General features: G+C 62.9%; 30 protein-coding genes and 1 tRNA gene. 16 read left to right on the top strand and 15 right to left on the bottom strand.

What is annotated here, in order from left to right:
* Positions 1-3: 3 nt before the first annotated feature.
* The 5 genes from ACQ5J0_RS15285 to ACQ5J0_RS15265 are packed head-to-tail and all read right to left on the bottom strand — an operon-like array spanning position 4 to position 5,171.
* On the bottom strand, positions 4-678 hold the full coding sequence (locus tag ACQ5J0_RS15285; RefSeq protein WP_462568436.1) for an inner membrane-spanning protein YciB: 675 nt from the start codon (positions 676-678) through the stop codon (positions 4-6).
* Complete coding sequence (gene ftsY, locus ACQ5J0_RS15280) at positions 678-1,601, bottom strand: signal recognition particle-docking protein FtsY (protein ID WP_462568435.1); 924 nt, start codon at positions 1,599-1,601, stop codon at positions 678-680. Before ftsY ends, ACQ5J0_RS15285 begins: the two co-directional genes overlap by 1 nt.
* Complete coding sequence (locus tag ACQ5J0_RS15275) at positions 1,598-2,770, bottom strand: MiaB/RimO family radical SAM methylthiotransferase (RefSeq protein WP_462568434.1); 1,173 nt, start codon at positions 2,768-2,770, stop codon at positions 1,598-1,600. The genes ftsY and ACQ5J0_RS15275 overlap by 4 nt, the downstream gene beginning before the upstream one ends.
* Positions 2,767-3,591: a diaminopimelate epimerase gene (gene dapF / locus ACQ5J0_RS15270; RefSeq protein ID WP_462568433.1), complete on the bottom strand. Its 825-nt coding sequence runs from the start codon at positions 3,589-3,591 to the stop codon at positions 2,767-2,769. The genes ACQ5J0_RS15275 and dapF overlap by 4 nt, the downstream gene beginning before the upstream one ends.
* Before the next feature lie 50 nt (positions 3,592-3,641).
* Positions 3,642-5,171 carry a putative bifunctional diguanylate cyclase/phosphodiesterase gene (locus ACQ5J0_RS15265; RefSeq protein ID WP_462568432.1) on the bottom strand — a complete coding sequence of 510 codons (1,530 nt, stop codon included), beginning with the start codon at positions 5,169-5,171 and terminating at the stop codon, positions 3,642-3,644.
* A 347-nt stretch (positions 5,172-5,518) separates the two neighbouring features.
* On the opposite strand from ACQ5J0_RS15265, the gene ACQ5J0_RS15260 reads away from it, so the two are divergent.
* Positions 5,519-5,929, top strand: a complete 411-nt coding sequence (locus ACQ5J0_RS15260; RefSeq protein ID WP_462568431.1) for an EVE domain-containing protein — start codon at positions 5,519-5,521, stop codon at positions 5,927-5,929.
* Here ACQ5J0_RS15260 and ACQ5J0_RS15255 read toward each other — a convergent pair.
* Entirely contained in the window at positions 5,909-7,609 is a 1,701-nt protein-coding gene (locus ACQ5J0_RS15255) for a thiamine pyrophosphate-binding protein (protein WP_462568430.1), read from the bottom strand. The two genes, ACQ5J0_RS15260 and ACQ5J0_RS15255, sit on opposite strands and share 21 nt — an antisense overlap.
* Before the next feature lie 144 nt (positions 7,610-7,753).
* Between ACQ5J0_RS15255 and ACQ5J0_RS15250 the strand changes: the two genes are divergently transcribed.
* On the top strand, positions 7,754-7,945 hold the full coding sequence (locus ACQ5J0_RS15250) for a hypothetical protein (protein ID WP_462568429.1): 192 nt from the start codon (positions 7,754-7,756) through the stop codon (positions 7,943-7,945).
* On the opposite strand, the gene ACQ5J0_RS15245 is transcribed toward ACQ5J0_RS15250, so the two are convergent.
* Positions 7,942-9,255: an MFS transporter gene (locus ACQ5J0_RS15245; protein ID WP_462568428.1), complete on the bottom strand. Its 1,314-nt coding sequence runs from the start codon at positions 9,253-9,255 to the stop codon at positions 7,942-7,944. The two genes, ACQ5J0_RS15250 and ACQ5J0_RS15245, sit on opposite strands and share 4 nt — an antisense overlap.
* Before the next feature lie 115 nt (positions 9,256-9,370).
* On the opposite strand from ACQ5J0_RS15245, the gene pgsA reads away from it, so the two are divergent.
* Entirely contained in the window at positions 9,371-9,964 is a 594-nt protein-coding gene (gene pgsA / locus ACQ5J0_RS15240; RefSeq protein WP_462568427.1) for a CDP-diacylglycerol--glycerol-3-phosphate 3-phosphatidyltransferase, read from the top strand.
* 116 nt (positions 9,965-10,080) lie between these two features.
* On the opposite strand, the gene ACQ5J0_RS15235 is transcribed toward pgsA, so the two are convergent.
* Both ACQ5J0_RS15235 and rnd read right to left on the bottom strand, forming a co-directional pair.
* The gene (locus ACQ5J0_RS15235) at positions 10,081-10,977 is read right to left on the bottom strand and encodes a LysR substrate-binding domain-containing protein (RefSeq protein WP_462568426.1); all 897 of its coding nucleotides are present in this window, start codon (positions 10,975-10,977) and stop codon (positions 10,081-10,083) included.
* Positions 10,974-12,266: a ribonuclease D gene (gene rnd, locus ACQ5J0_RS15230; protein WP_462568425.1), complete on the bottom strand. Its 1,293-nt coding sequence runs from the start codon at positions 12,264-12,266 to the stop codon at positions 10,974-10,976. Before rnd ends, ACQ5J0_RS15235 begins: the two co-directional genes overlap by 4 nt.
* A 166-nt stretch (positions 12,267-12,432) precedes the next feature.
* Here rnd and aspS point away from each other — a divergent pair, with 166 nt between their 5' ends.
* The 8 genes from aspS (at position 12,433) to ACQ5J0_RS15190 (ending at position 19,535) form a co-directional block, all read left to right on the top strand.
* Positions 12,433-14,250 carry an aspartate--tRNA ligase gene (aspS, locus tag ACQ5J0_RS15225; RefSeq protein WP_462568424.1) on the top strand — a complete coding sequence of 606 codons (1,818 nt, stop codon included), beginning with the start codon at positions 12,433-12,435 and terminating at the stop codon, positions 14,248-14,250.
* 130 nt (positions 14,251-14,380) lie between these two features.
* On the top strand, positions 14,381-14,617 hold the full coding sequence (locus ACQ5J0_RS15220) for an acyl carrier protein (protein ID WP_057883643.1): 237 nt from the start codon (positions 14,381-14,383) through the stop codon (positions 14,615-14,617).
* Positions 14,618-14,715: 98 nt separating this feature from the next.
* Complete coding sequence (gene fabF / locus ACQ5J0_RS15215; RefSeq protein WP_462568423.1) at positions 14,716-15,975, top strand: beta-ketoacyl-ACP synthase II; 1,260 nt, start codon at positions 14,716-14,718, stop codon at positions 15,973-15,975.
* Between the two features lies 1 nt (position 15,976).
* Positions 15,977-16,948, top strand: coding sequence for an endolytic transglycosylase MltG (mltG, locus tag ACQ5J0_RS15210; RefSeq protein ID WP_462568422.1), 972 nt, complete (start codon positions 15,977-15,979; stop codon positions 16,946-16,948).
* Positions 16,949-16,956: 8 nt separating this feature from the next.
* On the top strand, positions 16,957-17,466 hold the full coding sequence (locus tag ACQ5J0_RS15205) for a 2'-5' RNA ligase family protein (RefSeq protein WP_462568421.1): 510 nt from the start codon (positions 16,957-16,959) through the stop codon (positions 17,464-17,466).
* Between the two features lie 90 nt (positions 17,467-17,556).
* Positions 17,557-17,633, top strand: a tRNA-Met gene (locus ACQ5J0_RS15200).
* A gap of 219 nt (positions 17,634-17,852) precedes the next feature.
* Positions 17,853-18,311: a hypothetical protein gene (locus ACQ5J0_RS15195; protein WP_462568420.1), complete on the top strand. Its 459-nt coding sequence runs from the start codon at positions 17,853-17,855 to the stop codon at positions 18,309-18,311.
* A gap of 495 nt (positions 18,312-18,806) precedes the next feature.
* Complete coding sequence (locus ACQ5J0_RS15190) at positions 18,807-19,535, top strand: DUF4145 domain-containing protein (RefSeq protein WP_462568419.1); 729 nt, start codon at positions 18,807-18,809, stop codon at positions 19,533-19,535.
* A 6-nt stretch (positions 19,536-19,541) separates the two neighbouring features.
* Here ACQ5J0_RS15190 and ACQ5J0_RS15185 read toward each other — a convergent pair whose 3' ends face one another.
* Positions 19,542-19,772: a hypothetical protein gene (locus ACQ5J0_RS15185; protein ID WP_462568418.1), complete on the bottom strand. Its 231-nt coding sequence runs from the start codon at positions 19,770-19,772 to the stop codon at positions 19,542-19,544.
* A 173-nt stretch (positions 19,773-19,945) separates the two neighbouring features.
* Here ACQ5J0_RS15185 and ACQ5J0_RS15180 point away from each other — a divergent pair, with 173 nt between their 5' ends.
* Positions 19,946-20,446, top strand: coding sequence for a hypothetical protein (locus ACQ5J0_RS15180; protein ID WP_462568417.1), 501 nt, complete (start codon positions 19,946-19,948; stop codon positions 20,444-20,446).
* A gap of 32 nt (positions 20,447-20,478) precedes the next feature.
* The gene (locus ACQ5J0_RS15175) at positions 20,479-20,919 is read left to right on the top strand and encodes a hypothetical protein (protein WP_462568416.1); all 441 of its coding nucleotides are present in this window, start codon (positions 20,479-20,481) and stop codon (positions 20,917-20,919) included.
* Between the two features lie 364 nt (positions 20,920-21,283).
* Here ACQ5J0_RS15175 and ACQ5J0_RS15170 read toward each other — a convergent pair whose 3' ends face one another.
* The 3 genes from ACQ5J0_RS15170 to ACQ5J0_RS15160 all read right to left on the bottom strand — a co-directional run bounded on the left by ACQ5J0_RS15170 (position 21,284) and on the right by ACQ5J0_RS15160 (position 22,351).
* A complete protein-coding gene (locus ACQ5J0_RS15170; RefSeq protein WP_462568415.1) occupies positions 21,284-21,583 on the bottom strand; it encodes a hypothetical protein in 300 nt (99 codons plus the stop codon).
* A 440-nt stretch (positions 21,584-22,023) separates the two neighbouring features.
* Positions 22,024-22,215, bottom strand: coding sequence for a DUF6961 family protein (locus tag ACQ5J0_RS15165; RefSeq protein ID WP_462568414.1), 192 nt, complete (start codon positions 22,213-22,215; stop codon positions 22,024-22,026).
* A 13-nt stretch (positions 22,216-22,228) separates the two neighbouring features.
* Positions 22,229-22,351 (bottom strand): hypothetical protein, encoded by a 123-nt coding sequence (locus tag ACQ5J0_RS15160; RefSeq protein WP_462568413.1) that lies wholly within the window; start codon positions 22,349-22,351, stop codon positions 22,229-22,231.
* Positions 22,352-22,407: 56 nt separating this feature from the next.
* On the opposite strand from ACQ5J0_RS15160, the gene ACQ5J0_RS15155 reads away from it, so the two are divergent.
* Both ACQ5J0_RS15155 and ACQ5J0_RS15150 read left to right on the top strand, forming a co-directional pair.
* A complete protein-coding gene (locus ACQ5J0_RS15155) occupies positions 22,408-23,211 on the top strand; it encodes a S1/P1 nuclease (RefSeq protein WP_462568412.1) in 804 nt (267 codons plus the stop codon).
* A gap of 354 nt (positions 23,212-23,565) precedes the next feature.
* Positions 23,566-24,246 carry a hypothetical protein gene (locus ACQ5J0_RS15150; RefSeq protein ID WP_462568411.1) on the top strand — a complete coding sequence of 227 codons (681 nt, stop codon included), beginning with the start codon at positions 23,566-23,568 and terminating at the stop codon, positions 24,244-24,246.
* A 105-nt stretch (positions 24,247-24,351) separates the two neighbouring features.
* Here ACQ5J0_RS15150 and ACQ5J0_RS15145 read toward each other — a convergent pair whose 3' ends face one another.
* Positions 24,352-24,879, bottom strand: coding sequence for a hypothetical protein (locus tag ACQ5J0_RS15145; RefSeq protein WP_462568410.1), 528 nt, complete (start codon positions 24,877-24,879; stop codon positions 24,352-24,354).
* A 96-nt stretch (positions 24,880-24,975) separates the two neighbouring features.
* Positions 24,976-25,500, bottom strand: a complete 525-nt coding sequence (locus tag ACQ5J0_RS15140; RefSeq protein WP_462568409.1) for a hypothetical protein — start codon at positions 25,498-25,500, stop codon at positions 24,976-24,978.
* A 123-nt stretch (positions 25,501-25,623) separates the two neighbouring features.
* On the opposite strand from ACQ5J0_RS15140, the gene ACQ5J0_RS15135 reads away from it, so the two are divergent.
* Complete coding sequence (locus ACQ5J0_RS15135) at positions 25,624-26,448, top strand: DUF5131 family protein (RefSeq protein ID WP_462568408.1); 825 nt, start codon at positions 25,624-25,626, stop codon at positions 26,446-26,448.
* Positions 26,449-26,519: the final 71 nt, after the last annotated feature.

The following is a 26,519-nucleotide window of genomic DNA, read 5'->3' as shown; positions in this document are numbered from 1 at the left end:
CGGTCATTCCCCGGTGGGGGGCTGGTCCTTGAGCACCTCGTCGGCGTCTTCCAGCGCCAGCCCGTGTTTGAGCAGCATCGGGATCTGGGTAAAGGTGAACAGGAAGGTCAGCGGCATGAAGACCCAGATCTTCGCCCACAGCCAGCTTTCGAAGCTGAGCTGCGCGCGCAGGACCTCGTTGAGGACCGCCAGCGCAAGGAAGAACACGCCCCAATTGCGCGACAGCTTGAGCCAGCCCTGCCGGTCGACGCCCTCGAAGGCGGCCTCGAGCAGGATCTGCAGCATCGCACGCCCGCGGGCGTAACCGACCAGCAGCACGACCCCGAAGAACACATAGATCGCGGTCGGCTTGATCTGGATGAAACCGGGATCGCGCAGCCAGATGGTCAGCGCGCCGAACCCGACGATCAGCGCGGTCGAGAGCATCAGCATCGGCGAGATCTTGCCGAACTTCCACTTCGAGAAAGCGAGCGCGGCCACCGCGGCGACCATGAAGGCCATGGTGCCGTAGATCACCGCGGCGATTTCGCCCAGGGGGCCGGGCTCCTCGGGGGCGGCAAACTTGTAGACGCCGAGGAAGACCAGCAGCGGGCCGTAATCGACGAGGATGTTGAGCCAGCCGGACTTGGGCTTGGCATCAAGGGGCTTGGCATCGAGGGGCTTCACAGGATCGCTCATCATGCGACTCCTGCGATCACGCGCGCGACCAGATCGGGGTCGAAGGGACGCAGATCGTCGATCTTCTCGCCCACCCCGATGGCGTGGATCGGCAGGCCGTATTGCTCCGCCGCCGCGACCAGCACGCCGCCGCGCGCGGTGCCGTCGAGCTTGGTCATCACCAGCCCGGTGACGCCCGCCATTTCGCGGAACACGTCGATCTGGTTCAAGGCATTCTGTCCATTCGTGGCATCGAGCACCAGCAGCACATTGTGCGGCGCTTCGGGGTTGAGACGGCCCAGGACCTTCCGGATCTTGGTCAGTTCGTCCATCAGTTCGCGCTTGTTCTGCAGCCGTCCGGCGGTGTCGACCACCAGCACATCGGTGCCGCGCTCGGTCGCGGATTTGACCGCGTCGAAGACGATGCTGGCCGGGTCGCCGCCCTCTGGACCGCGCACCAGCGGCACATCGATCCGTTCGGCCCAGGTGGCGAGCTGGCCGATGGCGGCGGCGCGGAAAGTGTCGCCCGCGGCCAACATCACCGAATAATCGTCTTCCTGGAACAGATGCGCCAGCTTGGCGATGGTGGTGGTCTTGCCGCTGCCGTTGACGCCGATCACCAGCACAACCTGCGGGCGCGGGAAGGCGGTGATCTCGAGCGGGATCGCGACCGGGCGCAGGATCGCCGCGATCTCCTCGGCGACCGCCTCCTTGAGCTGCTCCTGGGAGATCTCCAACCCGAAGCGCTTCTCGCGCAGCTTCTCGCGAATCCGCGCTGCTGCCGATGGCCCGAGATCGGACATGATCAGCGCATCCTCGACCTGGTCGAGCGTCGCGTCGTCGAGCCGCGCGGTGCCGACCGCCTCGGTGAGGTTTTCCGCCAGCCGCTGCTGCGTCTTGCGGAAACCGCCGAACAGCCGCTCGCTCCAGCTCGTCTCGCTCATGTCAGCAGGCCGTCCTTGATGGTCTTGGGGGTTATGGCGACAATCGCGCCCGCGGGCGTGCCGGCGGGCAGCGCCACGCGCGCGAAGCCAGGGGTGTAGCCGGTCCCGTCGCGCTCCGCGAGGACCGGGGCCACCTTATCGACCAGCGTCACCAGCCACTCGCCGCGCGCCTTCGCCACCGCGTCGCGCAATTCGGCGGCGCGGTGCTTGATCAGCGGCCGCTCCAGCTGCGGCATAAGCGCGGCGGGGGTGCCGGGGCGCGGCGAATAGGGGAAGATGGGGCCATGGACGATCCGCAGTTCGCGCACGATCGCCAGATTGGCGGCGTGGTGCTCCTCGCTCTCGGTCGGAAAGCCCGCGATCAGATCGGCGCCGACCGCAAGATCGGGGCGCCGTTCGCGCAGCTGCTTGACCAGAGCCACCGCATCGCCGCGCAGATGGCGGCGCTTCATCCGCTTGAGGATCAAATCGTGGCCGTGCTGGAGCGAGAGATGGAGATGCGGCATCAAGCGCTGCTCGCTGGTGAACAGTTCGAACAGCAGCGGGTCGATCTCGATCCCGTCGAGCGAGGACATCCGCAGCCGCTGCAGTCGCGGGAAGCGGTCGAGGATCGCCTGCACCAGCGCGCCCAGCGGTGGGCGGCCGGTCAGGTCCTGACCCCAGCTGGTGACATCGACCCCGGTCAGCACCACCTCGGCGGCGCCGCGGGCGCAGTGCTGTTCGACCTCCGCGCAGACTTGGTCGATGGTGAGCGAGCGGCTGGGTCCGCGCCCCTGCGGAATGACGCAGAAGGTGCAGGCGTGGTCGCAGCCGTTCTGGACCGCGATGAAGGCGCGGGTGTGAAGGCTCGCCACCGGGGCGGGGCGCGCGGGTACGTTCCAGGCGCGCGGATCGAGCTTGGCGGCATTGGCGATCAACCCGTCGACCTCGGGCATGGCGCCGAGCTGGTCGCGCTCGATCTCGGCGGCGCAACCGGTCACCAGCAGCCGCGCACCGGGATGCGCGCGGCGCGCCTTGCGGATCGCCTGCCGCGTCTGGCGCACCGCCTCGAGCGTCACCGCGCAGCTGTTGATCACCACCAGATCGTCGGCGCCGCCCAGCATGGCGCGGATATCCTCGCTTTCGGACAGGTTGAGCCGGCAGCCGAGCGAAATCACCTCGGCGCTCATGCGTAGCCGTCCCATTCGAAGGAGCCGCGATAGGCTTCGGTGGCGGGACCGGTCATCACGATGCTGGCGCCCGCAGCTGGATTGCTGTCCGCCCATTCGATCGTCAGCGGACCGCCGGGAAGCACAACGGTAACGCGGTTTTCGACCAGTCCGCGCCGCATCGCGACCACTGCAGTGGCGCAGGCACCGGTGCCGCAGGCGCGGGTCAGGCCGGCGCCGCGTTCCCACACCCGGAGGCGGATTCGGGTGCGGCTCTCAATGGTGGCGCAATTGACGTTGACCCGCTCGGGGAACAGCGGATCGTGCTCGATCTCCGATCCGATGCGATCCAGTTCCACGGCGTCGCAATCGTCGACGAAACACACCACATGGGGGTTGCCGACATTGACCGCGCCGGGGTTCTCCATCCCTTCCCAGCCTACCGGCATGGACAGCGTGTCCATCGGATAGGCGAGCGGGATCGCGTCCCAGTCGAAGCGCGGGTGGCCCATATCGACCCGCGCACCGCCGCCATCGGGTTCGACCGCGATGATGCCGCCGGCGGTCTCCACCCGCGCCGCGCTGCCGTGAAGCAGCGCCACCGCGCGCGCGGCATTGCCGCAGGCGCCCACTTCGCCGCCGTCGCTGTTGAAGATCCGCATGCGGAAATCGGCTTCGCTGCTGGGCTCGAGCAGCACCAGCTGATCGCAGCCGATCCCCTCGCGGCGGTCCGCCAGCGCCGCCGCAGTGTGCGCGGTCATCGCGGGCAGGGGGGCGGTGCGCGCATCGAGCACGACGAAATCATTGCCGAGGCCGTGCATCTTGATGAAGGGAACGCGCATGTCTGCGCGCATCTATGCCGCCGGGCGGCGAAATTCCACCCCGGGACGGATCAGACCGCGCGATTGCCGACGATCGGCCGGGGCAGTCGATCGCTGGTCCGGGTCTCGCTTCCCGAAAGCAGGCCGCTGTTGTGGAGCCGCGTCAGCACCTCGTCGGCGGGTTCGGGGCGGCCGTAATGATAGCCCTGTCCCTTGAGGCCGCCCATCTTGCGCAGCATCTCGAGCACCACTTCGTTCTCGATCCCTTCCGCGGTGATCGGCATCTTGAGCCCGTTGCCCATCGAGATAATCGCATCGACCAGATTGGAGCCCTCCTCGCCGGTGTTGAGCTCGCGGATGAAGCTGCGGTCGATCTTGATCCGGTCGAAGGGGAGCGAACGCAATTGCGACAGGCTGGCATAGCCGGTGCCGAAATCGTCGAGACTGACCTTCACACCCTGGTTGCGCAGGCTGGTGATCATGCTGCGCACCAGTCCGACATTGTCGTGCAGCGCGCTCTCGGTGATCTCGATGTCGAGCCGCGAGGGCGGAAAATTGTGTTGCAACAGCAGCTTGAGCAGCTTTTGCGCAAACCATGGATCGCGCATCTGCACCGGGGAAATATTGACCGACAGGGTGAGCCTCGGGTTCCAGCGCTTGGCGTCCTCGAAAGCCTGCTGCATCAGCTTCTCGGACATTTCCGCGACCACGCCGATTTCCTCGGCGATCGGGATGAAGATGTCCGGGCCGACGATCCCCATGTCGGGCGAAAGCCAGCGCGCCAGCATTTCGAAGCCGACCAGCTCGCCGGTCTCGAGGTCGATCTGCTGTTCGTAGAAGGGGACGAATTCGCCCTTGGCGATCCCCTTGCGGATGCCGCTTTCCAGCTCGTTGCGGAAGCGCAATTCCTGTTCCATCGCCGGTTCGAACCAGAACAGGCGGTTCTTGCCCTGCTTCTTGGCCTGATACATCGCGATATCGGCCTTGTGGATCAGCCGGGTCGAGACCTCCGCATCCGCGGGCTCGACGAGATTGACGCTGCTGGCGATGCCCACCGACATGGTGATCTCGATGACGGTGTCCTTGACCACAATCGGCTGCGCCACGCGCTCGATCAGCAGCGAGGCGAGATGCTCGATCTTGCCGGGCATGACCGGATCATAGACCACCGCCGCGGCGAACTCGTCGCCGCCCAGCCGCGCGAGCAGGGCATCGGCGGGGAGGATGTCGCCCATCCGTTCAGAAGTCTCGGTCAGGACCGCATCGCCGGTGTTGTGGCCGTTGAGATCGTTGACCTGTTTGAAATTGTCGAGATCGACCAGAATGACGGCCAGCGCCCTGCCTTGGCTTTCGGCTTCGGCGAGCAGCTCGGCCATGGCCGGGGCGATGCTGCGGCGGTTGTAACAGTCGGTGAGCGGGTCGATTTGCGCGAGCCGCCGCGCCTCCTCTTCCGAGCGGCGGCGCTCGCCCAGTTCCGTATTCATCGACTTGTAGCGGTTCCAGCCCAGCAGGATCAGCGCGATGTTGAGCAGCAGCGCGTTGGTCAGCAGCACATCGGGCTGTTCGGTCAGCCCGCGCCATGCGCTCACCAATTTCGGCATGACCGTTCCACCGGTGCCGATGAACAGGATGATCGCGGCGGCAGCGATTCCGAATGCGACGAAGTCCCTTTCCCGGCGAACGGAAGTTGAGAATTTCGCGCTCACTGCCTCGCGGAATGACGTTGATTCGGCGGTCAAGATTCGCCCCCCTTTATGCTGAGCGACCGCGCAAGCTATGCCCGAAGAGGCTGAAGAACCGGTTAAGCGCGCCGTCCGGTGGCGCCGTGCGAGCAGGAGAGCTCCGGATTGGCGGTGGCGGAGCGGGACAGGATTGCCTATCCACGCCGCGACGAAATCCCGCGACACTCGCCCCCCAACACTTCCCCGTATACAAGGACCCTCCCGCCATGCTGCGCTACTGGCTGATGAAATCCGAACCGTTCAAATATGGCTGGGAGGATCTCGAAGCCGAGGGCGAGGGCACCTGGGACGGGGTGCGCAACCACCAGGCCAAGAACAATCTCGCGGCGATGGCGGTGGGCGACCAGGCGTTCTTCTACCACTCGCGCGAAGGGCTCGAGATCGTCGGGATCTGCGAGATCAGCGTGGCCGGCATCACCGATCCGACCGATCCCGAGGGCAAATGGGCCGCGGTCAAGGTCAAGCCCAAGACCAAGCTGCCGCACCCGGTGACGCTCAAGCAGATCAAGGCCGAGCCCAAGCTCGCCGAGTGCCAGCTGGTGCGCTATTCGCGGCTCTCGGTCGCCGAAATTCAGCCCGACGAATGGTCGGTGATCCTAGGCATGGCCGGGATCTGAGGCGGTTGCGTGGGCGCGCAAGCCGCTGACGCTCGCGCCGCTGGCGGCCAACTGCTCGATGTCGATGCGGGCGTGGATCAGGCGCAAGCCTGAGCGTCCCTTTGCCGCAACCAGCGCATCCTTGAACTGCTGCGTGGTTTCGGCGCGTGCGGACCAGCCGCCGAAGGCCTGCGCCAGCGCAGCGAAATCGGGATTGATGAGCTCGGTGGCCGAGATCCGCGCGGGGAACTCGCGCTCCTGATGCATGCGGATGGTGCCATAGGCGCCATTGTCGACCACGATCGCGATCATGTCGCAGCCGTGCTGGACGGCGGTGGCCAGTTCCTGCCCGTTCATCAGGAAATCGCCGTCACCCGCCACCGCGACCACGGTGCGGTCGGGGAAGCGCCGCGCGGCGGCGACCGCGGCGGGGACGCCGTAACCCATGGCTCCTGCGGTGGGGGCGAGCTGCGTGGGAAAGCCCTCGTAGCGCCAGTAGCGGTGCCACCAGCCCGAAAAATTGCCCGCGCCGTTGCAGATGATGGTGTCCGCGGGGAGGGTGTCGCGCATGAACTGGACGCAGGCCCCCATGTCGAGCGCATGGTCGGTGGGGAGCGCGGTGGACCACTCTTCCCATTCGGCATGCGCCTGCGCCCCGGCGTCGAAATCGATCGGGGCCTCATCGTCCCATAAAGCGGCGGATTCGGCGAATTCGGCCATGTCGGCGCAGATCGCGAGATCGGTCTGGTACACCCGCGACAATTCCTCCGGGTCGGGGTGGATGTGGACCAGCGTTCGCTCGGGTCCGGCCAGCGCGGGCACGGAGTAGCCGTCGGTAGTCGCCTCGCCGAGCCGGGCGCCGACCGCGATGACGAGATCGGCATTCTTGACCCGCTCGACCAGCTTCGGGTTGGGTCCATAGCCTAGATTGCCGGCATAGACCGCGCTCGATGGGCTGATCGCATCCTGGCGGCGGAAGGCGGTCGCGACGGGCAGGCCGAGCCGCTCGGCGAACAGCTGGAAATGCTGCCGCGCCTTGGCGTTCCAGCCCGCGCCGCCGATGATGGCGATGGGAGAGGCGGCATCGGCGATCAGCGCCATCAGCGCCTGCATCGCATCGGGGCAGGGCGCCTGTGCGGGGCGCGCGACGAAGGGGCGCGGCACGGCCTCGACCGCGCGGCCGAGCATGTCCTCGGGCAGCGCCAGCACCACTGGCCCCGGACGCCCCGAGATGGCGGTAGCATAGGCGCGGGCGACATATTCGGGAATCCGCGCTTCGTCGTCGATCCGCGCGGCCCATTTGCAGATCGGCCCGAAGAAGGCGGCGAAATCCATTTCCTGGAACCCCTCGCGGTCGCGCATTGAGGAGGCGACATCGCCGACGAAGAGGATCATCGGCTGCGAATCCTGCATCGCGACATGGACCCCGATACTGGCATTGGTGGCGCCCGGTCCGCGGGTGACGAAGCACACGCCCGGCCGCCCGGTCATGGTCCCATCGGCGCAGGCCATGAAGGCGGCGCCGCCTTCCTGCCGGCAGGTCACCACATCGACGCGGGTCTCGCCGTGCAGTGCGTCGAGCACGGGCAGGAAGCTCTCGCCCGGTACGGTGAAGATGCGGTCGCAGCCCTGTTCGATCAGGCAATCGACCAGCAGGCGGGCGGCACCCGGCGTCGCGCCGGCGGGAAATGGGTCAGTCATCGGGTGGGATTAACCGGGCAGGAGGGCGCAGGCAATCGGCGAGCAACTCCTGGCGGCGCGCACCGCCGCCCGGTCCTGTGCCAGAACGGAGCAATTCGCATTTCGGGGGGAGCAATATGGTTACCAAATGGTTAACGCTGCATCATGAGAAGATCGCTAGTCCTCACCGATGAAACCGCGCGCCACCCTTTTCGCGCCAGCCTTCCGCCGCATGTGCGCAAGCGCGAGGAGGGCGAAACGTCGCCGCAATCCTGGCGGCTGACCGCGAGCGACGTCCGGGGTGTGGCGACGACCTATTTCGCCACTTTCGCCGCGACGCTCGCCTTTCTGGTCTAGACGACCGCCGCTCCGGCGAGTTCGATTCGGTAGAGCCGGCTCCCCAGCCAGGCCGAGATCAGACACATCGCGGCGCTGAGCAGCACCTGTTCGATCACCGCCATCCCCAGCGCGGTAAGGCCCATCGCCAGCAGCGAGCCGCCGACCATGGCGAAGGAATTGACGATATTGTTCGCCGCTATGGTGCGCGAGGCAAGCTCCGGCGCGACCCTGGTGGTCAGGAAGGCGTAGAGCGGCACCACGAACATGCCTCCGGCGATCGCGATCCCGAGCAGGCTGAGCAGCAGCAACGCCGCCATCGGCTGAACCACGAACTCACCCAGGCTCAACTGGCCGCCCGAGGCATCGCCGGTCCAGCTGCGCGCGATCAGATAGAACCCGATCACGAACATTCCCATCACGATCACCGCTGCCGGCGCGTATCGCGCCGAAACCTCGTTCTTGAGCAGCGCGTTGATGCTGACCGATCCGATCGCGATGCCGATCGAGAACATCACGAGGAACAGGCTGGCGACTTCCTTGCTCGCCATCAGCACGTTCTTGGCCAGCGGCGGGAACTGGATGAACAGCACCGCGCCGATCGTCCAGAAGAAGCTGATCGCGAGGATCGCATACCAGACCTGCCGGTCGTGCATGCAACCCGAGATCAGCCGGATCGAGCTGCGCCACACGTTCCAGTCGATGGCCTCGACCTCGCCCATAGGCGGGGCGGGGGGGATCTGCCGGCTGACCAGATAGCCCACCACCGCAGTCGCCAGGATGCCCGCAGCGGCGTATTCGACCGGGATGACACCGGCCAGGATGGTGCCCGCAAGGATGGCGACATAGGTTCCGGCCTCGACCAGCCCGGTGCCCGCCAGCACTTCTCTTTTGCGCAGGTGCTGCGGCAGGATCGCATATTTGATCGGACCCAGGAACGTCGACTGCACGCCGGCGAGGAAGAGCGCAAACAGCATCAGCGGAATCGCGAACGCATCCACCGCGATCCCGCGCCAGGCGAGAAACAGGCCGATGGCCCCCAGCGTCATGATCCCGAATTCGCACAATTTGACGATGCGGATGATCCGCGCCTTGTCGCGCATGTCCGCGAGCTGCCCGGCGATGGCGGAGAAGACGACGAAGGGGATGATGAACAGCGCCGAGGCGATGCCCGAGAACATCGATTCGTTTTCTTCGGAATTGTAGAGGCTGTAGACCACGAACAGCACCATCGCGGTCTTGTAGAGGTTGTCGTTGAAGGCGTTGAGCAATTGCGTGCAGAACAGCGGCAGGAAGCGCCTTCTGGTGAGCAATCTTGTCGTCGTGGTCATATCCGCGAGCATGTCCTTGGAAAGACAGTTTGCCCGCCCCTAGAGCACCCGCACCAAGCGACAAAGGAGAAACCAGCGCTTTTGCGCGCCCCGATCCCGCGCTAGGAGAGTGGCGATGCTGACGCTGCCCAACATCCTGACGCTTTCGCGCATCGTCGCGGTTCCGCTGCTGGCCTTCCTGCTGTGGTGGCCCGGCTGGCAATTGGGCTATGCGCTGGCTTTCGCGCTCTACTGCCTGATGGGGATTACCGACTATTTCGACGGCTATCTCGCGCGGTCGAGCGGCGCGGTGAGTCGGCTGGGGGTGTTCCTCGATCCGATCGCGGACAAGATCATGATCGCTGCGGTGATTCTGGTGCTGACCGCGCAGGGCTGGCTGCGCGGACCGCTGGTCGGCGATTTCCACGTCATCGCCGGGCTGATCATTCTGGTGCGCGAGATCGCGGTGTCGGGCCTGCGCGAATTCCTCGGCGGGTTGCAGGTCTCGATGCCGGTCAGCCGGCTGGCGAAATGGAAGACCACATTCCAGATGGTCTCGCTGGGCGCGCTGATCCTGGCGGGCGCGCTGCCGGGCTGGAATTTCATCGCCGCGGAAACCGTGTTCAACGTGCCGCATACGGTGGGGATCTGGACGCTATGGGCTGCCGCGATCCTGACGCTGATCACCGGCTGGGACTATCTGCGGGTCGGCCTCAAGCACATGGACTGAACGGAGGGTCGGTTGTGGCCGATGGACGGCCATGGTTTGCCGCGTCGCTGCGCTCCTCGCAATGACGGCGATTGGAGGCGAGACAACCCACGATTCGGCCTCCCGGCATGTTTCGCTCAGCCGGCGCGCAATTCCCCGGCGAGCAATTCGAAATCGCTGCGCCGCGGCGAGTTCTTGCGCCAGATCAGCGCGATCTCCCGCTTGGCATTGACCTCCTCGAGCGGGCGGGCGACGACTCTGGTGCCTTCCAGGATGCCGGCATCGATCGCCATCTGCGGCAGCATCGTGACGCCAAGCCCGTTGTCCACCATCTGCACCAGAGTGTGCAGGCTGGTGGCGATCATCGTCGCCGAACCGCGCAGGCCCGGACGGTCGCAGGCTGCCAGCGCATGGTCCCGCAGGCAGTGCCCGTCTTCGAGCAGCAGCAGCCGCCCTTCCTCGAGCATGCTCGTCGGAATCTCGGCGGGCGGGTCGCGCGGATCGTCGTGCGGCAGCGCCACATAAAGCAAATCGTCGGCGATATGCGCCATCTCGACCTCGCCGGTGGCGAAGGGCAGCGCCAGCAGCGCGCAATCGGCGCGGCCATGCTGGAGCGATTCGACCGCGTCGGCGCTGGTTTCCTCGCGCAGCATCAGTTTCAGGTCGGGGCGTTCGCGCCGCAGCCGCGGCAGGATGCGCGGCAGCATGAAAGGCGCGATGGTCGGGATCACGCTCATCCGCAGCTGGCCCGCGAGCGGCTTGCCCGCAGCCTTGACCAGATCGGACAGCTCTTCCGCTTCGCGCAGGATGCGATGCGCCTTCTCGGTCACTTCCTGGCCCAACGCGGTGAACCGCACCACGCGGCGGCTGCGCTCGACCAGCGTCACGCCCAGCAGCGATTCCAGCTCGCGGATTCCGGCGCTGAGCGTGGATTGCGAGACGAAGCTGGCTTCCGCGGCGCGCCCGAAATGCCCATGCTCATACAGCGCAACCAGATATTGCAGCTGCTTGATGGTGGGCAGATAGGTGCTCATCCGGCCGGCTGCCTGGCGTCGAGCTCGTCGGCCCCATCGCCATCCTGGTCGTCGAACTCCTCGAAGGTGCCGTCGTCGTCCGAAAAATCGTCCGCGTCGAATCCGTCGGAGTCCTCCTGCGCGGATTTCTCCATGTGCGTCATGTGCAGCTTGCCGCGTTTAACTGCGAAGGCTGTGCGGCCCTCGACCAGTTCCAGCGCGTCCTTGCCGAACACCTCGTAGCGCCAGCCCTTGAGGATCGGCAGGTCGCGTACCCCGGCGGCCAGCGCTTCCATCTCCTCGGTGCGGGTGAGCAGCCGCGAGGCGACATCGATCTCGCGCGCGCGGATCTTGAGCAGCAGCTTGAGCAGGTCGGCGACCAGCGCGCCTTCCTTGCCCAGCGGCGCTCCGCGCTTCATCTTCTCGGGCAGTTCTTCCTTGGCCAGCGGCTCGGCCTTCTCGAGCACCTTCATCATTCGCTTGCCGATGTCGTTGTCGCGCCAGGCGTTGGACAGACCGCGGACCTTGGCGAGATCGGCCTGGCTCTTGGGCGGATGACCGGCGATATCGGACAGCGTCTCGTCGCGCACGATCCGTCCGCGCGGGATGTTCTTGTGCTGCGCCTCGCTCTCGCGCCAGGCGGCGAGCGCCTTCAGCCGGCCGAGCACCGCGGGGTTGCGGCCCTGCTGGCGAATGCGCTTCCATGCCTCGCCCGGCTCGTTGACGTAATTGGCCGGGTCCGAAAGCTTGTCCATCTCGGCATCGAGCCAGCCGCCGCGCCCGGTCTTGATCAGCTTCTTGAGCATCCGCGGGAAGATGGTCGAGAGATGAGTCACATCGCCGATGGCGTATTCGATCTGGCGGTCGGTCAGCGGGCGGCGGCTCCAGTCGGTGAAGCGCGCGCCCTTGTCGACCGTGAAGCCCAGCCAGCTTTCGACCAGATTGGCATAGCCGATCTGTTCGGACTGGCTGATCGCCATGCTCGCGATCTGCGTGTCGAAGATGGGATGCGGGGTCTTGCCGGTGAAATTGTGGACGATCTCGACGTCCTGACCGCCGGCGTGGAAGACCTTGAGCACGTCCTCATTGTCGCACATCAGATCCCACAGCGGCTTGAGATCGATCCCCTCCGCCAGCGGATCGATCGCCGCCGCTTCTTCCTGGTTGGCGATCTGCACCAGGCACAGCTCGGGCCAATAGGTGTTCTCGCGCATGAATTCGGTGTCGACGGTGACGAAATCGCTCTTCGCCAGACGCTCGCACAGTTCGGCCAGCGCGTCGGTGGTGGTAATCAGTTCGTGGATTTTCATCGTTCTTTTCTTCTCTGTGGGCGGAGTACCGCCCCCGGCCGACCGCTCGCCTTGACAAAGCTGGGGTCATGCCCTGTTAGCGCGCGCGTTTCCTGCTAAGGAGCGCGCCACGCCCAATCGATGGACGCCCCTAGCGCCATACATCCCAAATGTGAAAGACTTCCAGATGCACGCCTATCGTACCCACACCTGCGCCGCGCTCACCAAGGAGCAGGTCGGCGACACCGTGCGCCTGTCGGGCTGGGTCCACAAGAAGCGCGACCATGGCGGGGTGCTGTTCGTCGATCTGCGCGATCACTACGGGATGACGCAGATCGTCGCCGACGAGGACAGCGAGGCGCTGGCGCTGCTCGACGGGCTCAAGCTGGAATCGGTGGTCACCATCGACGGCACGGTCAAGGCGCGCAGCGAGGGAACGGTCAATGCCAACCTGCCGACCGGGGCGATCGAGGTCTATGCGCGGTCGGCGACGGTGCAGAGCCGCGCCGGCGAATTGCCGCTGCCGGTCGCGGGCGAGCAGGAATATCCCGAGGATATCCGCCTCAAATACCGCTTCATCGATCTGCGCCGCGAGCGGGTCCACGCCAATATCATGCTGCGCAACCGCGTGATCACCAGCATGCGCGGGCGGATGATCGATCAGGGCTTCTCCGAGTTCCAGACCCCGATCCTGGGTGCCTCGAGCCCCGAGGGCGCGCGCGACTATCTGGTGCCCAGCCGCCTTCACCCCGGGCGCTTCTACGCGCTTCCGCAGGCGCCGCAGATGTTCAAGCAGCTGCTGATGGTCTCGGGCTTCGACCGCTATTTTCAGATCGCGCCCTGCTTCCGCGACGAGGACCTGCGCGCCGACCGCGCACCCGAATTCTACCAGCTCGATTTCGAGATGAGCTTCGTCACGCAGGAAGACGTCTTCCAGACGATCGAACCGGTGCTGGCGGGCGTGTTCGAGGAATTCTCGGGCGGCAAGAGCGTGACCCCCGCGGGCGAATTCCCGCGTATCCCCTATGCCGAGGCGCTGCTCAAATACGGTTCGGACAAGCCCGATCTGCGCAACCCGCTGATCATTTCCGACGTCACCGATCATTTCCACTCGTCCGGCTTCGGCCTGTTCGAGAAGATCGTCGGCGGCGGCGGGCGCGTCCGGGTGATCCCGGCACCCGCCACGCAGGACAAGAGCCGCAAGTTCTTCGACGACATGAACGAGTGGGCGCGCCGCGAGGGCTTCGCCGGGCTGGGCTATGTCACCCGCAAGGGCGGCGAGTTCGGCGGCCCCATCGCCAAGAACCACGGCACCGAAGGCATGCAGAAGCTCTACGAGGAGCTCGGGCTGGGCGAGAACGACGGGCTGTTCTTCGCCGCCGGCAAGGAGAAGGACGCCGCCAAGCTGGCCGGGGCCGCGCGCACCCGCGTCGCCGAGGAGCTCGGGCTGATCGAGGAGAATTGCTTCAAATTCTGCTGGATCGTCGATTTCCCGATGTTCGAATACGACGAGGAGCTGAAGCGAGTCGATTTCAGCCACAACCCCTTCTCGATGCCGCAAGGCGAGATGGAGGCGCTGGAAAGCCAGGACCCGCTCGATATCCTCGCCTGGCAATACGACATTGTCTGCAACGGCTACGAGCTGAGCTCGGGCGCGATTCGGAACCACAAGCCCGAGATCATGTACAAGGCGTTCGAGATCGCCGGTTACTCGCAGGACGAGGTCGATGCCAATTTCTCGGGCATGATCGAGGCGTTCAAGCTGGGTGCGCCGCCGCATGGCGGTTCGGCCCCGGGGATCGACCGGATCGTGATGCTGCTCGCCGACGAACCCAACATCCGCGAGGTGATCGCCTTCCCGATGAACCAGCGCGCGCAGGATCTGATGATGGGCGCCCCCTCGGTGGTCAGCGCCAAGCAATTGCGCGAACTCAGCATCCGCACCGTCGAGGCGCCGCAAGCGGATGAGGCGAAGAAGGTGCGCACCGACAATATCGGCGACTGAACGCGAGGGGGAGCGCCCGCAGCCGTTACGCCAGCCTTGGGCGGATCGGCCACGCCACCCTCTTGCGCTCCCCCGCCGCCTTCATTAGGGCCACAGACAATTCGGTAACCCCAACTCAAGAGAGAATATTATGAGCGATACGGCCGACCGCGTGCAGAAGATTGTCGTCGAGCATCTCGGAGTCGAGGCCGACAAGGTCACCCAGGAAGCCAGCTTCATCGACGATCTGGGCGCGGACAGCCTCGACATCGTCGAACTGGTGATGGCGTTCGAGGAAGAGTTCGGCGTGGAAATCCCCGACGACGCGGCCGAGAAGATCGCCACCGTCGGCGATGCCACCAAGTACATCGAAGAGCACAAGGGCTGATCGGGCACACCTGCTCAACCCGCCGCCGCTGAGCGCGCGGGACCGGACAGGCCCGACCCGGTAGCGGGCCGGGCCTGTTGCATTTTGCGGAGAGACACATGCGTCGAGTGGTCGTCACGGGACTTGGTCTGGTCACCCCCCTGGGGAGCGATGTCGAGACGGTCTGGAAAAACCTTATCGCGGGTGAGAGCGGCGCCGGGCCGATCACCCATTTCGACGCCTCGGACTACAAGTGCCAGATCGCCTGCGAGGTGAAGCCCAAGGATCACCCCTGGGGCTTCGATCCCGATCGCCGCGTCGATCCCAAGATCCAGCGCCAGGTCGATCCCTTCATCATCTTCGGCATCGATGCCGCGGGGCAGGCGCTCGAAGACGCCGGTCTCACCGACATGTCGGAAGAAGAGAAGATGCGCACCGGCTGCTCGATCGGCTCGGGAATCGGCGGATTGCCGGGGATCGAGAAGGAATCGATCAATCTGCACGAGCGCGGCCCGGGCCGGGTCAGCCCGCATTTTGTCCACGGGCGGCTGATCAATCTCATCACCGGGCAAGTGCAGATTAAATACGGTTTCATGGGCCCCAACCATTCGGTGGTCACCGCCTGTTCGACCGGCGCGCACTCGATCGGCGACGCGGCGCGGATGATCGCGGCGGACGATGCCGACGTGATGCTGGCGGGCGGGGCGGAAGGCACGATCAATCCGCTCGGAATCGCCGGTTTCGCGCAGGCGCGCGCGCTCAACATGAGCATGAACGACCGCCCGACCGAGGCCAGCCGCCCCTATGACCGCGACCGCGACGGTTTCGTCATGGGCGAGGGCGCGGGCGTGGTCGTGCTCGAGGAATACGAGCGCGCGAAGGCACGCGGCGCCAAGATCTACGGCGAGGTGACCGGCTACGGGCTCTCGGGCGACGCCTATCACGTCACCGCGCCGCATCCCGAGGGCAAGGGCGCCGAACTGGCGATGCGGATGGCGCTCAAGAAGGCCGGGCTCGACACCGGCGATATCGACTACATCAACGCCCACGGCACCTCCACCATGGCCGACACGATCGAGCTGGCCGCCGCGATGCGGGTCTTCGGCAAGGATCTGGGCGGCGCCTCGATGTCGAGCACCAAATCGGCGATCGGCCATCTGCTCGGCGGCGCGGGCGCGGTCGAGGCGATCTTCTGCCTGCTCGCGATCCGCGATCAGGTGGTCCCGCCCACGCTCAACCTGCACAATCCGGACGAGGGTACCGAGGGCGTCGATCTGGTGCCGCTGGTGGCGAGAAAGCGCGAAGTGCGCGCGGTCCTCAACAACAGCTTCGGATTCGGCGGCACCAATGCCAGCCTGATCATGCAGAAGGTGGACTGACATGAAGCGCATCGGCTGCCTCGCCGCGGCCGCGCTCGTTCTCCTCGTCGCGGTGATCGCGATCTGGTTTGCGAGCGGCTGGTATTCCAGCGCCGAACTCGAAGAGGATACCGCCTTCATCGTCCCGTCGGGGGCGACGCTGACCTCGGTGGCGCGCCAGATGGAAGAAGACGGCGTGATCGCCGCAGCCGATTCCTTCCTGCTGCGCGCCAAGATACTCGGATCCTCCGACCCCATCCAGGCGGGCGAATTCCTGCTGCCCGCCAGCGCCAGCCAGGCGAGGCTGCTCGACATCCTCCAGCATTCGCAGCCGATCCGGCGGATGATCACCATCCCCGAGGGCACGCCCTCGATCATCGTCCACGAACGGCTGATGGCGGAGCCGCTGCTCACCGGCGAGATCCCCGTCCCGGTCGAAGGTTCGGTGCTGCCCGACAGCTATGATTTCGAACGCGGCGAAGAGCGCGCGGCAGTGCTGGCGCGGATGCAGGCGGCGATGCAGAACTATCTCGCCGAAGCCTGGCCGCGCCGCAAACCCGGGATCGCGGTGGACGATATTGCCGAGGCGGTGACGCTCGCCTCGATCGTCGAGAAGGAAACCGGGGTGGCGCGCGAGCGGCGCATGGTTGCCGGGCTCTATTCGAACCGGATCAGGGACGGGATGATGCTTCAGGCCGATCCGACGATCATCTATCCGATCACCCGCGGCAAGCCGCTCGGCCGGCGCATCCGCCAGTCGGAGATCGCCGACATCAACGACTACAACACCTATTCGATGACCGGGCTGCCTAAGGGGCCGATCACCAATCCCGGACGCGAGGCGATCGCCGCGGTGCTCGATCCCGAGACGACCGACGCGCGTTACATGGTCGCCGACGGCAGCGGCGGGCACGCCTTCGCCGAGACGCTGGCCGAGCACAATCGCAACGTCGAGAAATGGTTCGCGCTGCGCCGCGAGCGCGGGGAAATGTAGCACCGGCGGTGTCGGACGGCGCGCTCATCCTGACGGCGGAACTGCCGCCCGAGCTTCATCGCTGGGCGACCGATCTGCGCACCGCGCATTTCCCGCCCGAGCGCAATCATCTCGAAGCGCATGTCACGCTGTTCCACGCGATTCCGCCGCAATGCGAGGACGAACTGCGCCGGCTGCTGGCGCGCGAGGCGGGAGGCATCGCGCCGATCCGCGCGCGGCTCGAAGGCCTAATGCCGCTGGGGAGCGGCACCGCGCTCAAGCTGACGAGCCCCGGGATACTCGACCTGCGCGACGCGATCGCCGAGCATCTCCACGGGCTGCTCACGGCGCAGGACCAGCACCGCCCGCGGCTGCACGTCACGATCCAGAACAAGGTCGCGCCCAAGGAAGCCAAGGCCCTGCAGGCGCAGCTGACGGGCACGATCGAGCCGCGCGATTTCGCCTTCCCGGGGCTGGCGCTGCACCGCTACCGCGGCGGCCCCTGGGACTTCGTACGCCGCTTCGCCTTTCGCGGTTGACCGCACCGCGGCCCGGCCCTAAATGCCGCGCCTGTTCCCGCGCTGGCGGGAAGCTGCGCCAAGGGTTAAGCCCCCGCGCAGTGCCCCTGGGGCGGAGTAGCTCAGCTGGTTAGAGCAGCGGAATCATAATCCGCGTGTCGGGGGTTCGAGTCCCTCCTCCGCTACCAATTTTTTCATCATACAATTTTTGGCCTGGTGGCGCGATACCGCCCCGGATTGGGTCCATGCTGCATTCCCTGCGGGTTACGGGATTTGGCCCGGATTTCCGCCATTCTCGCCAAAGTCCCGGCGCGTCCGTGCAACATGGATGCAACATAGGCGGACGCAATTGACTCGGCTTGTCGCTCAATAGATGCTGCGTTCCAAGGTATTGGGGAACGCAGCCTATGATCGAGGCAATTTTAAGCGCAACGACTGGCGTTAAGGCGGCGATGGACATTGCCCGGGGTATAAATACAACCATCACCGCTGCAGAGGTCGCAGAGGTGAAAATTGGCCTTCTCGATCGCTTAAGCGATGCACAGGTCGCACTTTCAGATGCGCGAGAGGAAACACAGAACCAGCGCGAAGAGGTGAGCAGGCTCCGTGCTGAGATCGCTCGGTTCGATCAGTGGGACGCGGCGGCCGAGAAGTATGTTTTAGCGGACACAGGCAGGGGAGCGTTTGCCTATGTCCCGAAGGACATGGACCCCGATCCAAAAAACGGTCACTGGCTATGTCCAAACTGTTTCTCAAATCGAAAGAGATCGCTGCTGATCTACGATCAGCGTGGGCCCTATACGGCAATGGCATGCCACCCTTGCGGATGGGAAGTTGTCATTAACGGGCGAAAGCCGCTGAAATGATTATCTCGATGAGGAACTGAGGTGTGGCAAAACGCTATCTTGCCGTCGCGGAAAAGCGAGATCATTGCTTGCGGCGTATGAGGGAGACTGAGAGTCGCGTAGGTTCTGCTGCTCGCTTCCGTCCGGTAGCGAACAACATGGCCGCAGGCCCTTGTGCGGGTTGCATTGAAATAGAAAAGCACACCTACGCTGCGGTTGACGCGCCGCTCATGCCGCTAGACAATTGTCCGCACCCAGATCAGTGCGCCGGTCATTATCGTCTGGAGGTCGACTACGACAAGCTCTGAGCTCGAACGAATTCTGCAGAAACGTGCCCAGATAATGCTGACCTTCCGCCATATCTAGGAATGTTCTGCCATCCCCGCATACGGATGCGACCTGCGTTCAGTCAGGCGTCGACCATCGCCGCATGAACACTGCGGCTACTCGTTGACCTCACCTCATTTATGCCGGATCACGGGTCAATCGGGGCAATATTCCGCGAGGGGAGCTATTATGAATTTTCTGTGTCCGCATTGCGGGACGCCTCAGGTCGTCACGTCCGAAGCCACAGATCAAAAGCAGGATGTGCTTTCGCCGGGACGTGCAGCCGAATTCGACGGAAAATCTCATCTCTATTCCGACATCGAAGCCGTGCGTTGTGCGGACCCCGATTGCAATAAATTGACTATCTACGTCCAGTTTAGAGGTGGACAATTCAATACAGAAATGCGCGCAGTTGAATACACCTACAAAGATATATTCGTTGGGCAGGTCTATCCTGCTACTAGTGGCAAACCTTTTCCGGCAGGCGTTCCTTTGCCGATGCTGGAAGATTACAATGAAGCTTGGGCTATAATTTCCTTGAGTCCAAAGTCTTCAGCGACTTTAGCGAGGCGATGTCTCCAGGCGATGATCCGCGATTTTTGCGGGATCCAAGAAAGGACATTGTATGCCGAAATCGAGAAGCTCGAAGAGAGATTAGCGGCCGACGACCTTCCGAAAGGTGTCGAGCCGGAGACGATCGCCGCGATGCGAGTGCTCAAGGACAAGGGCAATATCGGCGCGCATATGACTGAGGTCGACGGCGTTATCGTCGACGTCGAGCCCGGGGAGGCTGAGCAACTCCTTGGCCTGATCGAGATGCTTTTCTCTGACTGGTATGTCGCCCAGCATAAGCGGCGGGAAAGGCTTGCGGCGATCGAGGCAATGGCCAACCCATCTGGGAATGCGACTACTCAGTAGGGCGCGTTAGAACTCACTCTCCACCGGGCTGATATGCGCGCCCCTATGCCCGCAAGTCTGGCAGCGCATTCGGTGTTCCATTGCTTCGATCTGTCGTGACGCGCGTCGTCGATGCAATTCCTGCAGCATCTCCACCGCGCTGGCATCGATCACCCGCTCGCACCCCAGGCAGCGGATGCGGAGGTTGTAGCCCCTCCGGGCGAAATCATTCACCGAATCGAGCTTGTGACGAGCCATTCTCCATATGGAACAGGAAGGGAACAGAGGTCAAAGGCTGTAGGGGGTGGGGCGTTGGGTTCGCCGCGGGCCTCGCAAGCCGAACCCTATTAGCGCCATTAATCTGCGCGGTTATCCCGCTTATTTGATGATTGGAAATTGCCTCGATCTCTAGGACGTGCATCAATGCCGTGATGCAAGATGATGATACCGAGCAGGACTTATTGCCCTCCAACGACCTCCAGGCGGCGCAAATTCGGGAGATCGCGTTAAACGGGGTGGAATCGCTCCAGCAAATTGCCCGCAACATGCAGGACAGCGCCGCTGCCCTAGGTCGTTGGATCCTCGCATCTTTGCTAGCTATGAATTCCGGTGGCGCCGTAGCGGTGTTGTCTGCGTCAGGCGACGTGATCGGACCGTTAGGTCCGCCTTTGGTTTGCTTCAGCATCGGCGCCGGGCTTGCGCTCGCAACAGGTATCAACGGTCTCGTGACAGGTATAAGGGTCGGTCCAGTAATTGGCACCTCAATAGAATTGTTGCGCCTAAGCGTTTTTGAAAGCGCGATTCATGCTTCGACTAAGCGTCAAATGAAAACGATTATGCCGATCCTTCGCCAACAAATCATAATCTCCGCTAGTCTTGCGGGCGCTTCTTTGGGAGCATTTGCGCTTGGTATTGCCTCCGCTGTTAGTTAACCAAGGCAACGCCAGGAAAATAGGGGTAGGATATGTTTCCTTCAAAAGAGATCATTGCGAAGCACGCTAACGAGATGAAGGAAGGTGAGTTTGCATTCCTAGCTAGTTTGGGCGGCACACCATATGTCGCCTCAATGTTGGTGGATCAGCTTTGCTTGGTTCGTTTGGCTCAAGACAACCCCGACCATGATTGGTTTTACGCGGATCGAGCACCAGGCGTTGCCGGCGTTCTCCAAAACGTCACGATTGAAATCGACCCGGCGAGTATCGCTGAGGAAGGGAGAATTGGTGACCTTGTCCATCACCGCACCAACTACTCTATCGTAGTGCGTGTGGGCCCCACCACCGGCCCGGCTCCCATTGCGACGGTCGATCAGGATGCAAACGGTAGGAAGTTCTTCTACTCTCGCTGGCGCGCTGTGAAGCGGATAGGCGAAGAGGTGCATGTGCTTTTCGAACGAAACGTGTCTTAGGGAGACTGCTAAAGCCGCCAAGCCGCAGCAATGTCGCCATCGCCAATTTTGTCACCTACAGGTTCTTGGGGCGCGTCCACGCAATGGGTTGCGCGGAGGCCGATCGGTTAGATGTCGGGAAGCTCCTTCGCCGGCGAACCTGCTTTGCGCTGGTGCGATCTGGTAGGTGCAAGGGCGCAGCCCTTGCCGGGTCTTGGGGTCGATGGGCTCCGTCCTTGCGGCACTCTAATGCGCGGCAATGTCAGCTAGTTCCCGACCCGGCGCTAGCGTAACGCCGCCGCGATACTGGAATGAAATGTCCCGAATGCCCTCGAAGACACTAAACGCGGCGCAGGCCTGCTGTTCCGTAGATTTTAGAAGCGCCTTAGTCTAGTTTAGCCATGCATTCGATGTAATCCGCCGCTTGGCGGTGAAAGTCATCGACGTCTCTCGCATACTGCTGAAGCTGCCGAAAATATTGATCCACCTCATTGCGATAGCTATCGACCTCCCACTGGTCGCAGCTTCTAGAGCTGGCGCAAAACGGCTTGTTCGGCTTGGATAGAAAGACACTCGGCGCCATCGGTTGAGAACAAAATCCGTAAGCAACGGCCTCGGGGGCTGTAGCCTGAGATCCGATCAGGAAAGTCGCTGCGAAAAGAAAAAATAGACGAACGCGTTTCATCGGTGTCCCCTGCTTCGCGCCCGTTCCGTTGGGCTGCCGGGGTTACAGCTCGCGACGTTGGAAAGGTCAACCGCCCAGCCGCTTGTCGAATCCTCCATGCCATCTAAATCTCTGTCTCCATAGGGTCCCCGCCGGGCGGTGAGCCATCGGGTGACGCATGCTTCCAGGCGATATGGCGGCACATATCCTCCGTCGTTTTGATGACCAGCCGTTTGCACGCTCTGCGATCCACCGGAGACGGTAGCCGTGCCGGGTCTAGTCCGAGATGCTGTCGAGCCGCTTCGAGCTCATGGCTTGCGCCGGATGGCCCAGATGAGCGCAGAGCAAGCGGTGATGACGGCAGCGATGGCCGCAAGCGCAGCCGGATCGAGAATAAGCATGGCAACCTTCCGAGTCGATGGAAGCTCGCTATGTTCACATTTTGTTCCAAGTAGGAAAGTTCAATCTGGCGGTTGTGAACACTCGCCGAGCTGGTCGTAGCTGCGCGCGACGCGATTCCAGAGCGCGACTGCCTGCGGTGAGCCCTGTGTGTCGAAGTGCGTAATCCGCTCGGCGATGAAGCAGGCGCCGAGCTCTCCATGCGTCCGCTCCACCCACAGCGCCAGCGCCCAGATTTCTTGCTTCGAGGTCATCGCTATCGCAAGATCATCCGCGAAACAGAAACAGCAGCAAACCACCAGCCGCAAAGATCATGAGGACCCCGAGCAGTGTCGCTTCCAGCGAAGCCAGACGCTCTTTCTTCGGATCGTGTGGCTCCCAATCTCTCATCGCCGCGAGATTGTCATCTGGCGATGGTGAATGGCAAGTCCAATCGAGGAGTTAAGATGCCCTACAGAGCCTTCCTGATCGCCGCTGCCGTTGCCGTATCCCTGCCTTCCCCTGCTGCGGCATGGGGTCAGCTGGGTCACCGGGTCATCGGCGAGATTGCCGACGAACGCATCAGCGGCAAAACCCGCGCCGAGATCGAGCTGATCCTTGGTCAAGAGGATTTGGCCGAGGCATCGACATGGGCTGACGAAGAGCGATCCAATTCAGCCGTGTTCTGGCAGCGCGAAGCTGGCCCCTATCATTATGTGACCGTTCCCGAAGGTCAGACCTACGCCGAGGTCGGCGCTCCTGAAGAAGGCGATGCCTTGAGCGTGCTGGATCGTTTTGTCGCTACAGTCCGCGACCCCAGTGCCTCTCGTGAGGACAAGGCCCTCGCGCTTCGCTTCATCGTGCACATAGTCGGCGACGTCCACCAGCCGCTACATGCTGGAAACGGAGACGATCGCGGCGGCAACGATGTGAAAGTGCGCTGGTTTGGCGACAGCACGAACCTGCATTCGGTCTGGGACAGTAAGATGATTGAAGGACAGAACCTGTCCTACACCGAGTATGCGACCTGGCTGAACCGCCAGATTGAGCCCTCCGAGACGATCGCTTGGTGGGATGCAAACCCGCAAGTCTGGATCGGCGAGAGCACGCAGATCCGCGATACGATCTATCCAGCCGCCGGCGAAGAGATGCCGAACTTGGGCTACGCCTACCAATATGAGCATCTCGCCACGGCTGAGACACGCATGCAGCAAGGCGGCGTGAGGCTTGCAGCGTATTTGGATTGGCTGTTTCAGAAACCCCAAACATGACAAAGTGAGAGAACACCGCTCAGGCTTTTCCCCCGCTGCATCGAGGATTCAAAGGAAATGGGCCAGTTCCCGGGTCGCAGAAGGAACTGGCCCGCCATCGGGGTCTTGATGGCGACTCGAATATTACAATAAATTAGATGGTGGAGCAATGTTGTTAGCCTTGTGATAATCCACCGCCAACGAATTGCGAAAAAAACCGAACCGGCAAAGCCTAAACCCCTGATGACCAGGAAAGGGGGATAGTAACTATGCCTCTTTCGGCTCGCGCAACCGCTTGACTCCTAATGGGGTTGGTAGTCTCTACGAGACGGGAGGCCGTGCCAGGGGGCATCGGTCGACAGGGGGAATACAAAAATGAAATCGCTCTACCTAGCGGGTGCGCTTCTCGCGCTCGCCACGCCTGCGTTTGCGCAGGAAACCGCTGTCACATTTCAACCCGCACCCACTTCGACGGTCACATCACCGATCGCGGCACCAGTCACCGCGAATGCCGTCCTTCGCGCAGGCACACCGATCACTCTTCGGCTGCTGGAAGAGGTCACAACCAAGGAGAAGGCCGCTCGCGTCGGTCAAAGAATCAAGATGGAGGTCGCCGCTCCGGTTGAGGTCAACGGCGTGGTGGTCATTCCCGCCGGTAGCCCTGCGGAAGGCGAGGTCGTCTCGGTGCGCAACAAGGGCATGTGGGGCAAGTCTGGTCACCTCGGGGCCCGCGTCCTCTTCGCTCGCGTCAACGGCCGTCAGATCCGTCTGACGGGTAGTTTCGACGACAAGGGCGTTACAGGCACCGCTGGGGTCATTGGAGCCGTTGCGTTGGTTCCTGTGGTTGGTTTCTTCGTGACCGGCACGAGTGCAGTCCTGCCGATGGGCGGCGAAGTGCCAGCGTTTATCGATGAAGACATTCAGCTTGCCATGGTCGCGGCGGCTCCCAAACCGATGGTGATTGAAGCGCCGGCCCCCGCGCTGGTCACGACCGCAGCAGCCGCTCCAACGGGATCTTCTCCCGTGCCCATTGCAGCGCCGGTCGAGGAAGAGTGAAAGACAGCGTAGGCCGCATGTAGGTGATTGATCGTCGCTGCAATCAAGCTGGCCTAAGGAAACCTTGCCCTGAAATGGGATACCCGATCAGGGCAAGGTCTTTCGTCACATCTCTTTGGTCGACCAGCCGTGCTCGTCATCCCATTCGATCAGACCGATAGGGCCAGCATCCAGAAGCGCCGGCAGATTTCGCCTGCCTTCGCTGGTCAGTCCCTCGAAACCGTCGTGGATGCGAAACATGCGGTGCTCGCCTTCACCAAGGGGAGAGCAGTCGCAATAGACCGCTGCGGCGAGATCGCCGGTGGTGGCGATGACGAAATGAGACTCGCCTGTCGCCTCTTCGATTCTGAAGAACCGCAACTGCTGTGCCGGGACCACATGCCCGAGCCAGCCAAGAGGTTCACAGTAGCTTGCGAATCCGGCCGGTGCATATTCGAGAAGCGCGTCGAGCCCCTTGCGCCGTGAACGGGGTAGGCTCTCATCGACCCGCTTGAGGGAGAACCCCTCTGCCTCTTGGTTCAGAGCAATCTCGCGGTCGAGGATGATTTCGGAAGCCCGCTGTTCGCCAGGGGCAGCGATATAACCCGATACCAACCGGTTGGGTCGGACGATCTTAACCTCATAGAGTTCCATTCGCATTGCATCACACTCCTTATGCTGTGGTGATGCAAACAGCGTAGATGCGCACCGCGATGGAAGCGGGTGGGAAATGTGGTTGGGGGAGGTGACTTATTCGATCGCCAAGTTGCGGAGCACTAATGTCACATGCTGCTTCAACCCCGATCCATGTTCGGCGACGCTTTCTGGAAACTTTGGCCAATACGCTCCCCTGAAATCTCTAGCTGGCGAGGCCTCAAGATGGTCGATGATCTTTCGAGCTCTTGCAATCTTCGTCCGTAGCGAATCTCTCTTCACGCCGTAAGTTCTTCCCGTTTCCCAGAGAAACGAGCTAATAAGTCTGGTAGGGATCGGACGTATCGTATTTTGGCTTTCGAGTAGTGTGATCACCGCCCAAACGTCGCAAATGAATGGATAAGAAGTTTCCGGTGTTTGGTGGGGATAGAACCGTTTCGGCTTGAGGTCATACATCGACCACGGAAAATTTCGGACCCGCTTCTCCGCTTCATTCCACACGGCTGTCTCAAAATTCGGATCGAATGAGGGCCGGGCTGGCCTAGCTGCTTTCTCCCGAAGCCGCTCGGACCGCTTGTTTCGCTTCCAGCGCGCAACCTGCTTCGCCTTATCGATCGCCATAGAAACAGTGGCTTATAGCGCGGACACCTAAACGCAACAGCGATCCATCGTTACTCCGCCAAAAGTGTGTGTATTTGCCTGCGCCTCCATCGCTCCTGATGGGCAAACACGGAGGCAGGCAAATTGGAAATCACCAAATTCAATTGGACGGATTACACGTTCAACCCGTGGATCGGCTGCAGCATGGTCAGTCCCGGATGCCGAGAATGCTACGCGTATCGGCAGCAAGATATACGCCTTCGGAGGGTAAAGTGGGGAGACGGTGAATCGCGCTCACGGACTTCCCAAACCTATTGGAAAAAGCCGCTAGCGATTAACACGCGTGCTGCGTCCGAGGGCACGCGACCGTTTGTGCTGTGTGGCTCGCTCTTAGATGTGTTCGACGAGACGGTTGATCAAGATTGGCGCGCTGATCTGTTCAAGCTGATCGAGCGCACCCCGCAACTCGTGTGGCTTCTTCTGACCCGGCGTGTCCGCAACGTTGAAACCATGGTCGACCACCTGCCGAAGAACGTCGCGCTGGGCGTGTCCATCTCAACCCAAGACGAATATGAGCGTGATGCGGGCCAACTGCGGAACACGGCTATCAAGTTGCAGCCAGTGTTCACCTTCTGCAATTTTGAGCCGCTCCTAGGTCCGATCACGCTCGAACACTCCACCGCCCCTAGGTGGGTCATAGCAGGCGGTGAGACCGGGCAAATGGCGCGGTATATGGATCTCGGCTGGGCTCGAGGCCTACGCGATCAAAGCGCTACGCTCGGCTTGGACTTCTATTTCAAGCAGACGGGCACTTGCCATGGCGCAGGGTCCGATTTGCTTGACGGAAGACAGCATCGAGACCGGCCCGATCCTAACCACCGGGGGTGGCTTCGAGGTCATCGAGATTGGCTCGAAAAGTTGATGTCTGAAAGGCGTTCCCGCTGTTTGACCCCCCGCGGGGATTGTTAGCCCAAACCTTAGTCGACCGACAACATACGAAAAGTTCTGAAACAAACGACAACCAATAACATGGAAGGCAT

The sequence above is a fragment of the Qipengyuania sp. SM2512 genome, assembly GCF_054954005.1.
This window is presented reverse-complemented; position numbering and strand designations above follow the sequence as displayed.

Bases quoted from the DNA above. Each gene is read 5' to 3' on its own strand.
- ACQ5J0_RS15285 (WP_462568436.1), bottom strand. From the start codon at position 678: ATGAGCGATCCTGTGAAGCCCCTCGATGCCAAGCCCCTTGATGCCAAG.
- ftsY (WP_462568435.1), bottom strand. From the start codon at position 1,601: ATGAGCGAGACGAGCTGGAGCGAGCGGCTGTTCGGCGGTTTCCGCAAG.
- ACQ5J0_RS15275 (WP_462568434.1), bottom strand. From the start codon at position 2,770: ATGAGCGCCGAGGTGATTTCGCTCGGCTGCCGGCTCAACCTGTCCGAA.
- dapF (WP_462568433.1), bottom strand. From the start codon at position 3,591: ATGCGCGTTCCCTTCATCAAGATGCACGGCCTCGGCAATGATTTCGTC.
- ACQ5J0_RS15265 (WP_462568432.1), bottom strand. From the start codon at position 5,171: ATGCCGAAATTGGTGAGCGCATGGCGCGGGCTGACCGAACAGCCCGAT.
- ACQ5J0_RS15260 (WP_462568431.1), top strand. From the start codon at position 5,519: ATGCTGCGCTACTGGCTGATGAAATCCGAACCGTTCAAATATGGCTGG.
- ACQ5J0_RS15255 (WP_462568430.1), bottom strand. From the start codon at position 7,609: ATGACTGACCCATTTCCCGCCGGCGCGACGCCGGGTGCCGCCCGCCTG.
- ACQ5J0_RS15250 (WP_462568429.1), top strand. From the start codon at position 7,754: ATGAGAAGATCGCTAGTCCTCACCGATGAAACCGCGCGCCACCCTTTT.
- ACQ5J0_RS15245 (WP_462568428.1), bottom strand. From the start codon at position 9,255: ATGACCACGACGACAAGATTGCTCACCAGAAGGCGCTTCCTGCCGCTG.
- pgsA (WP_462568427.1), top strand. From the start codon at position 9,371: ATGCTGACGCTGCCCAACATCCTGACGCTTTCGCGCATCGTCGCGGTT.
- ACQ5J0_RS15235 (WP_462568426.1), bottom strand. From the start codon at position 10,977: ATGAGCACCTATCTGCCCACCATCAAGCAGCTGCAATATCTGGTTGCG.
- rnd (WP_462568425.1), bottom strand. From the start codon at position 12,266: ATGAAAATCCACGAACTGATTACCACCACCGACGCGCTGGCCGAACTG.
- aspS (WP_462568424.1), top strand. From the start codon at position 12,433: ATGCACGCCTATCGTACCCACACCTGCGCCGCGCTCACCAAGGAGCAG.
- ACQ5J0_RS15220 (WP_057883643.1), top strand. From the start codon at position 14,381: ATGAGCGATACGGCCGACCGCGTGCAGAAGATTGTCGTCGAGCATCTC.
- fabF (WP_462568423.1), top strand. From the start codon at position 14,716: ATGCGTCGAGTGGTCGTCACGGGACTTGGTCTGGTCACCCCCCTGGGG.
- mltG (WP_462568422.1), top strand. From the start codon at position 15,977: ATGAAGCGCATCGGCTGCCTCGCCGCGGCCGCGCTCGTTCTCCTCGTC.
- ACQ5J0_RS15195 (WP_462568420.1), top strand. From the start codon at position 17,853: ATGATCGAGGCAATTTTAAGCGCAACGACTGGCGTTAAGGCGGCGATG.
- ACQ5J0_RS15190 (WP_462568419.1), top strand. From the start codon at position 18,807: ATGAATTTTCTGTGTCCGCATTGCGGGACGCCTCAGGTCGTCACGTCC.
- ACQ5J0_RS15185 (WP_462568418.1), bottom strand. From the start codon at position 19,772: ATGGCTCGTCACAAGCTCGATTCGGTGAATGATTTCGCCCGGAGGGGC.
- ACQ5J0_RS15180 (WP_462568417.1), top strand. From the start codon at position 19,946: ATGCAAGATGATGATACCGAGCAGGACTTATTGCCCTCCAACGACCTC.
- ACQ5J0_RS15175 (WP_462568416.1), top strand. From the start codon at position 20,479: ATGTTTCCTTCAAAAGAGATCATTGCGAAGCACGCTAACGAGATGAAG.
- ACQ5J0_RS15170 (WP_462568415.1), bottom strand. From the start codon at position 21,583: ATGAAACGCGTTCGTCTATTTTTTCTTTTCGCAGCGACTTTCCTGATC.
- ACQ5J0_RS15165 (WP_462568414.1), bottom strand. From the start codon at position 22,215: ATGACCTCGAAGCAAGAAATCTGGGCGCTGGCGCTGTGGGTGGAGCGG.
- ACQ5J0_RS15160 (WP_462568413.1), bottom strand. From the start codon at position 22,351: ATGAGAGATTGGGAGCCACACGATCCGAAGAAAGAGCGTCTGGCTTCG.
- ACQ5J0_RS15155 (WP_462568412.1), top strand. From the start codon at position 22,408: ATGCCCTACAGAGCCTTCCTGATCGCCGCTGCCGTTGCCGTATCCCTG.
- ACQ5J0_RS15150 (WP_462568411.1), top strand. From the start codon at position 23,566: ATGAAATCGCTCTACCTAGCGGGTGCGCTTCTCGCGCTCGCCACGCCT.
- ACQ5J0_RS15145 (WP_462568410.1), bottom strand. From the start codon at position 24,879: ATGGAACTCTATGAGGTTAAGATCGTCCGACCCAACCGGTTGGTATCG.
- ACQ5J0_RS15140 (WP_462568409.1), bottom strand. From the start codon at position 25,500: ATGGCGATCGATAAGGCGAAGCAGGTTGCGCGCTGGAAGCGAAACAAG.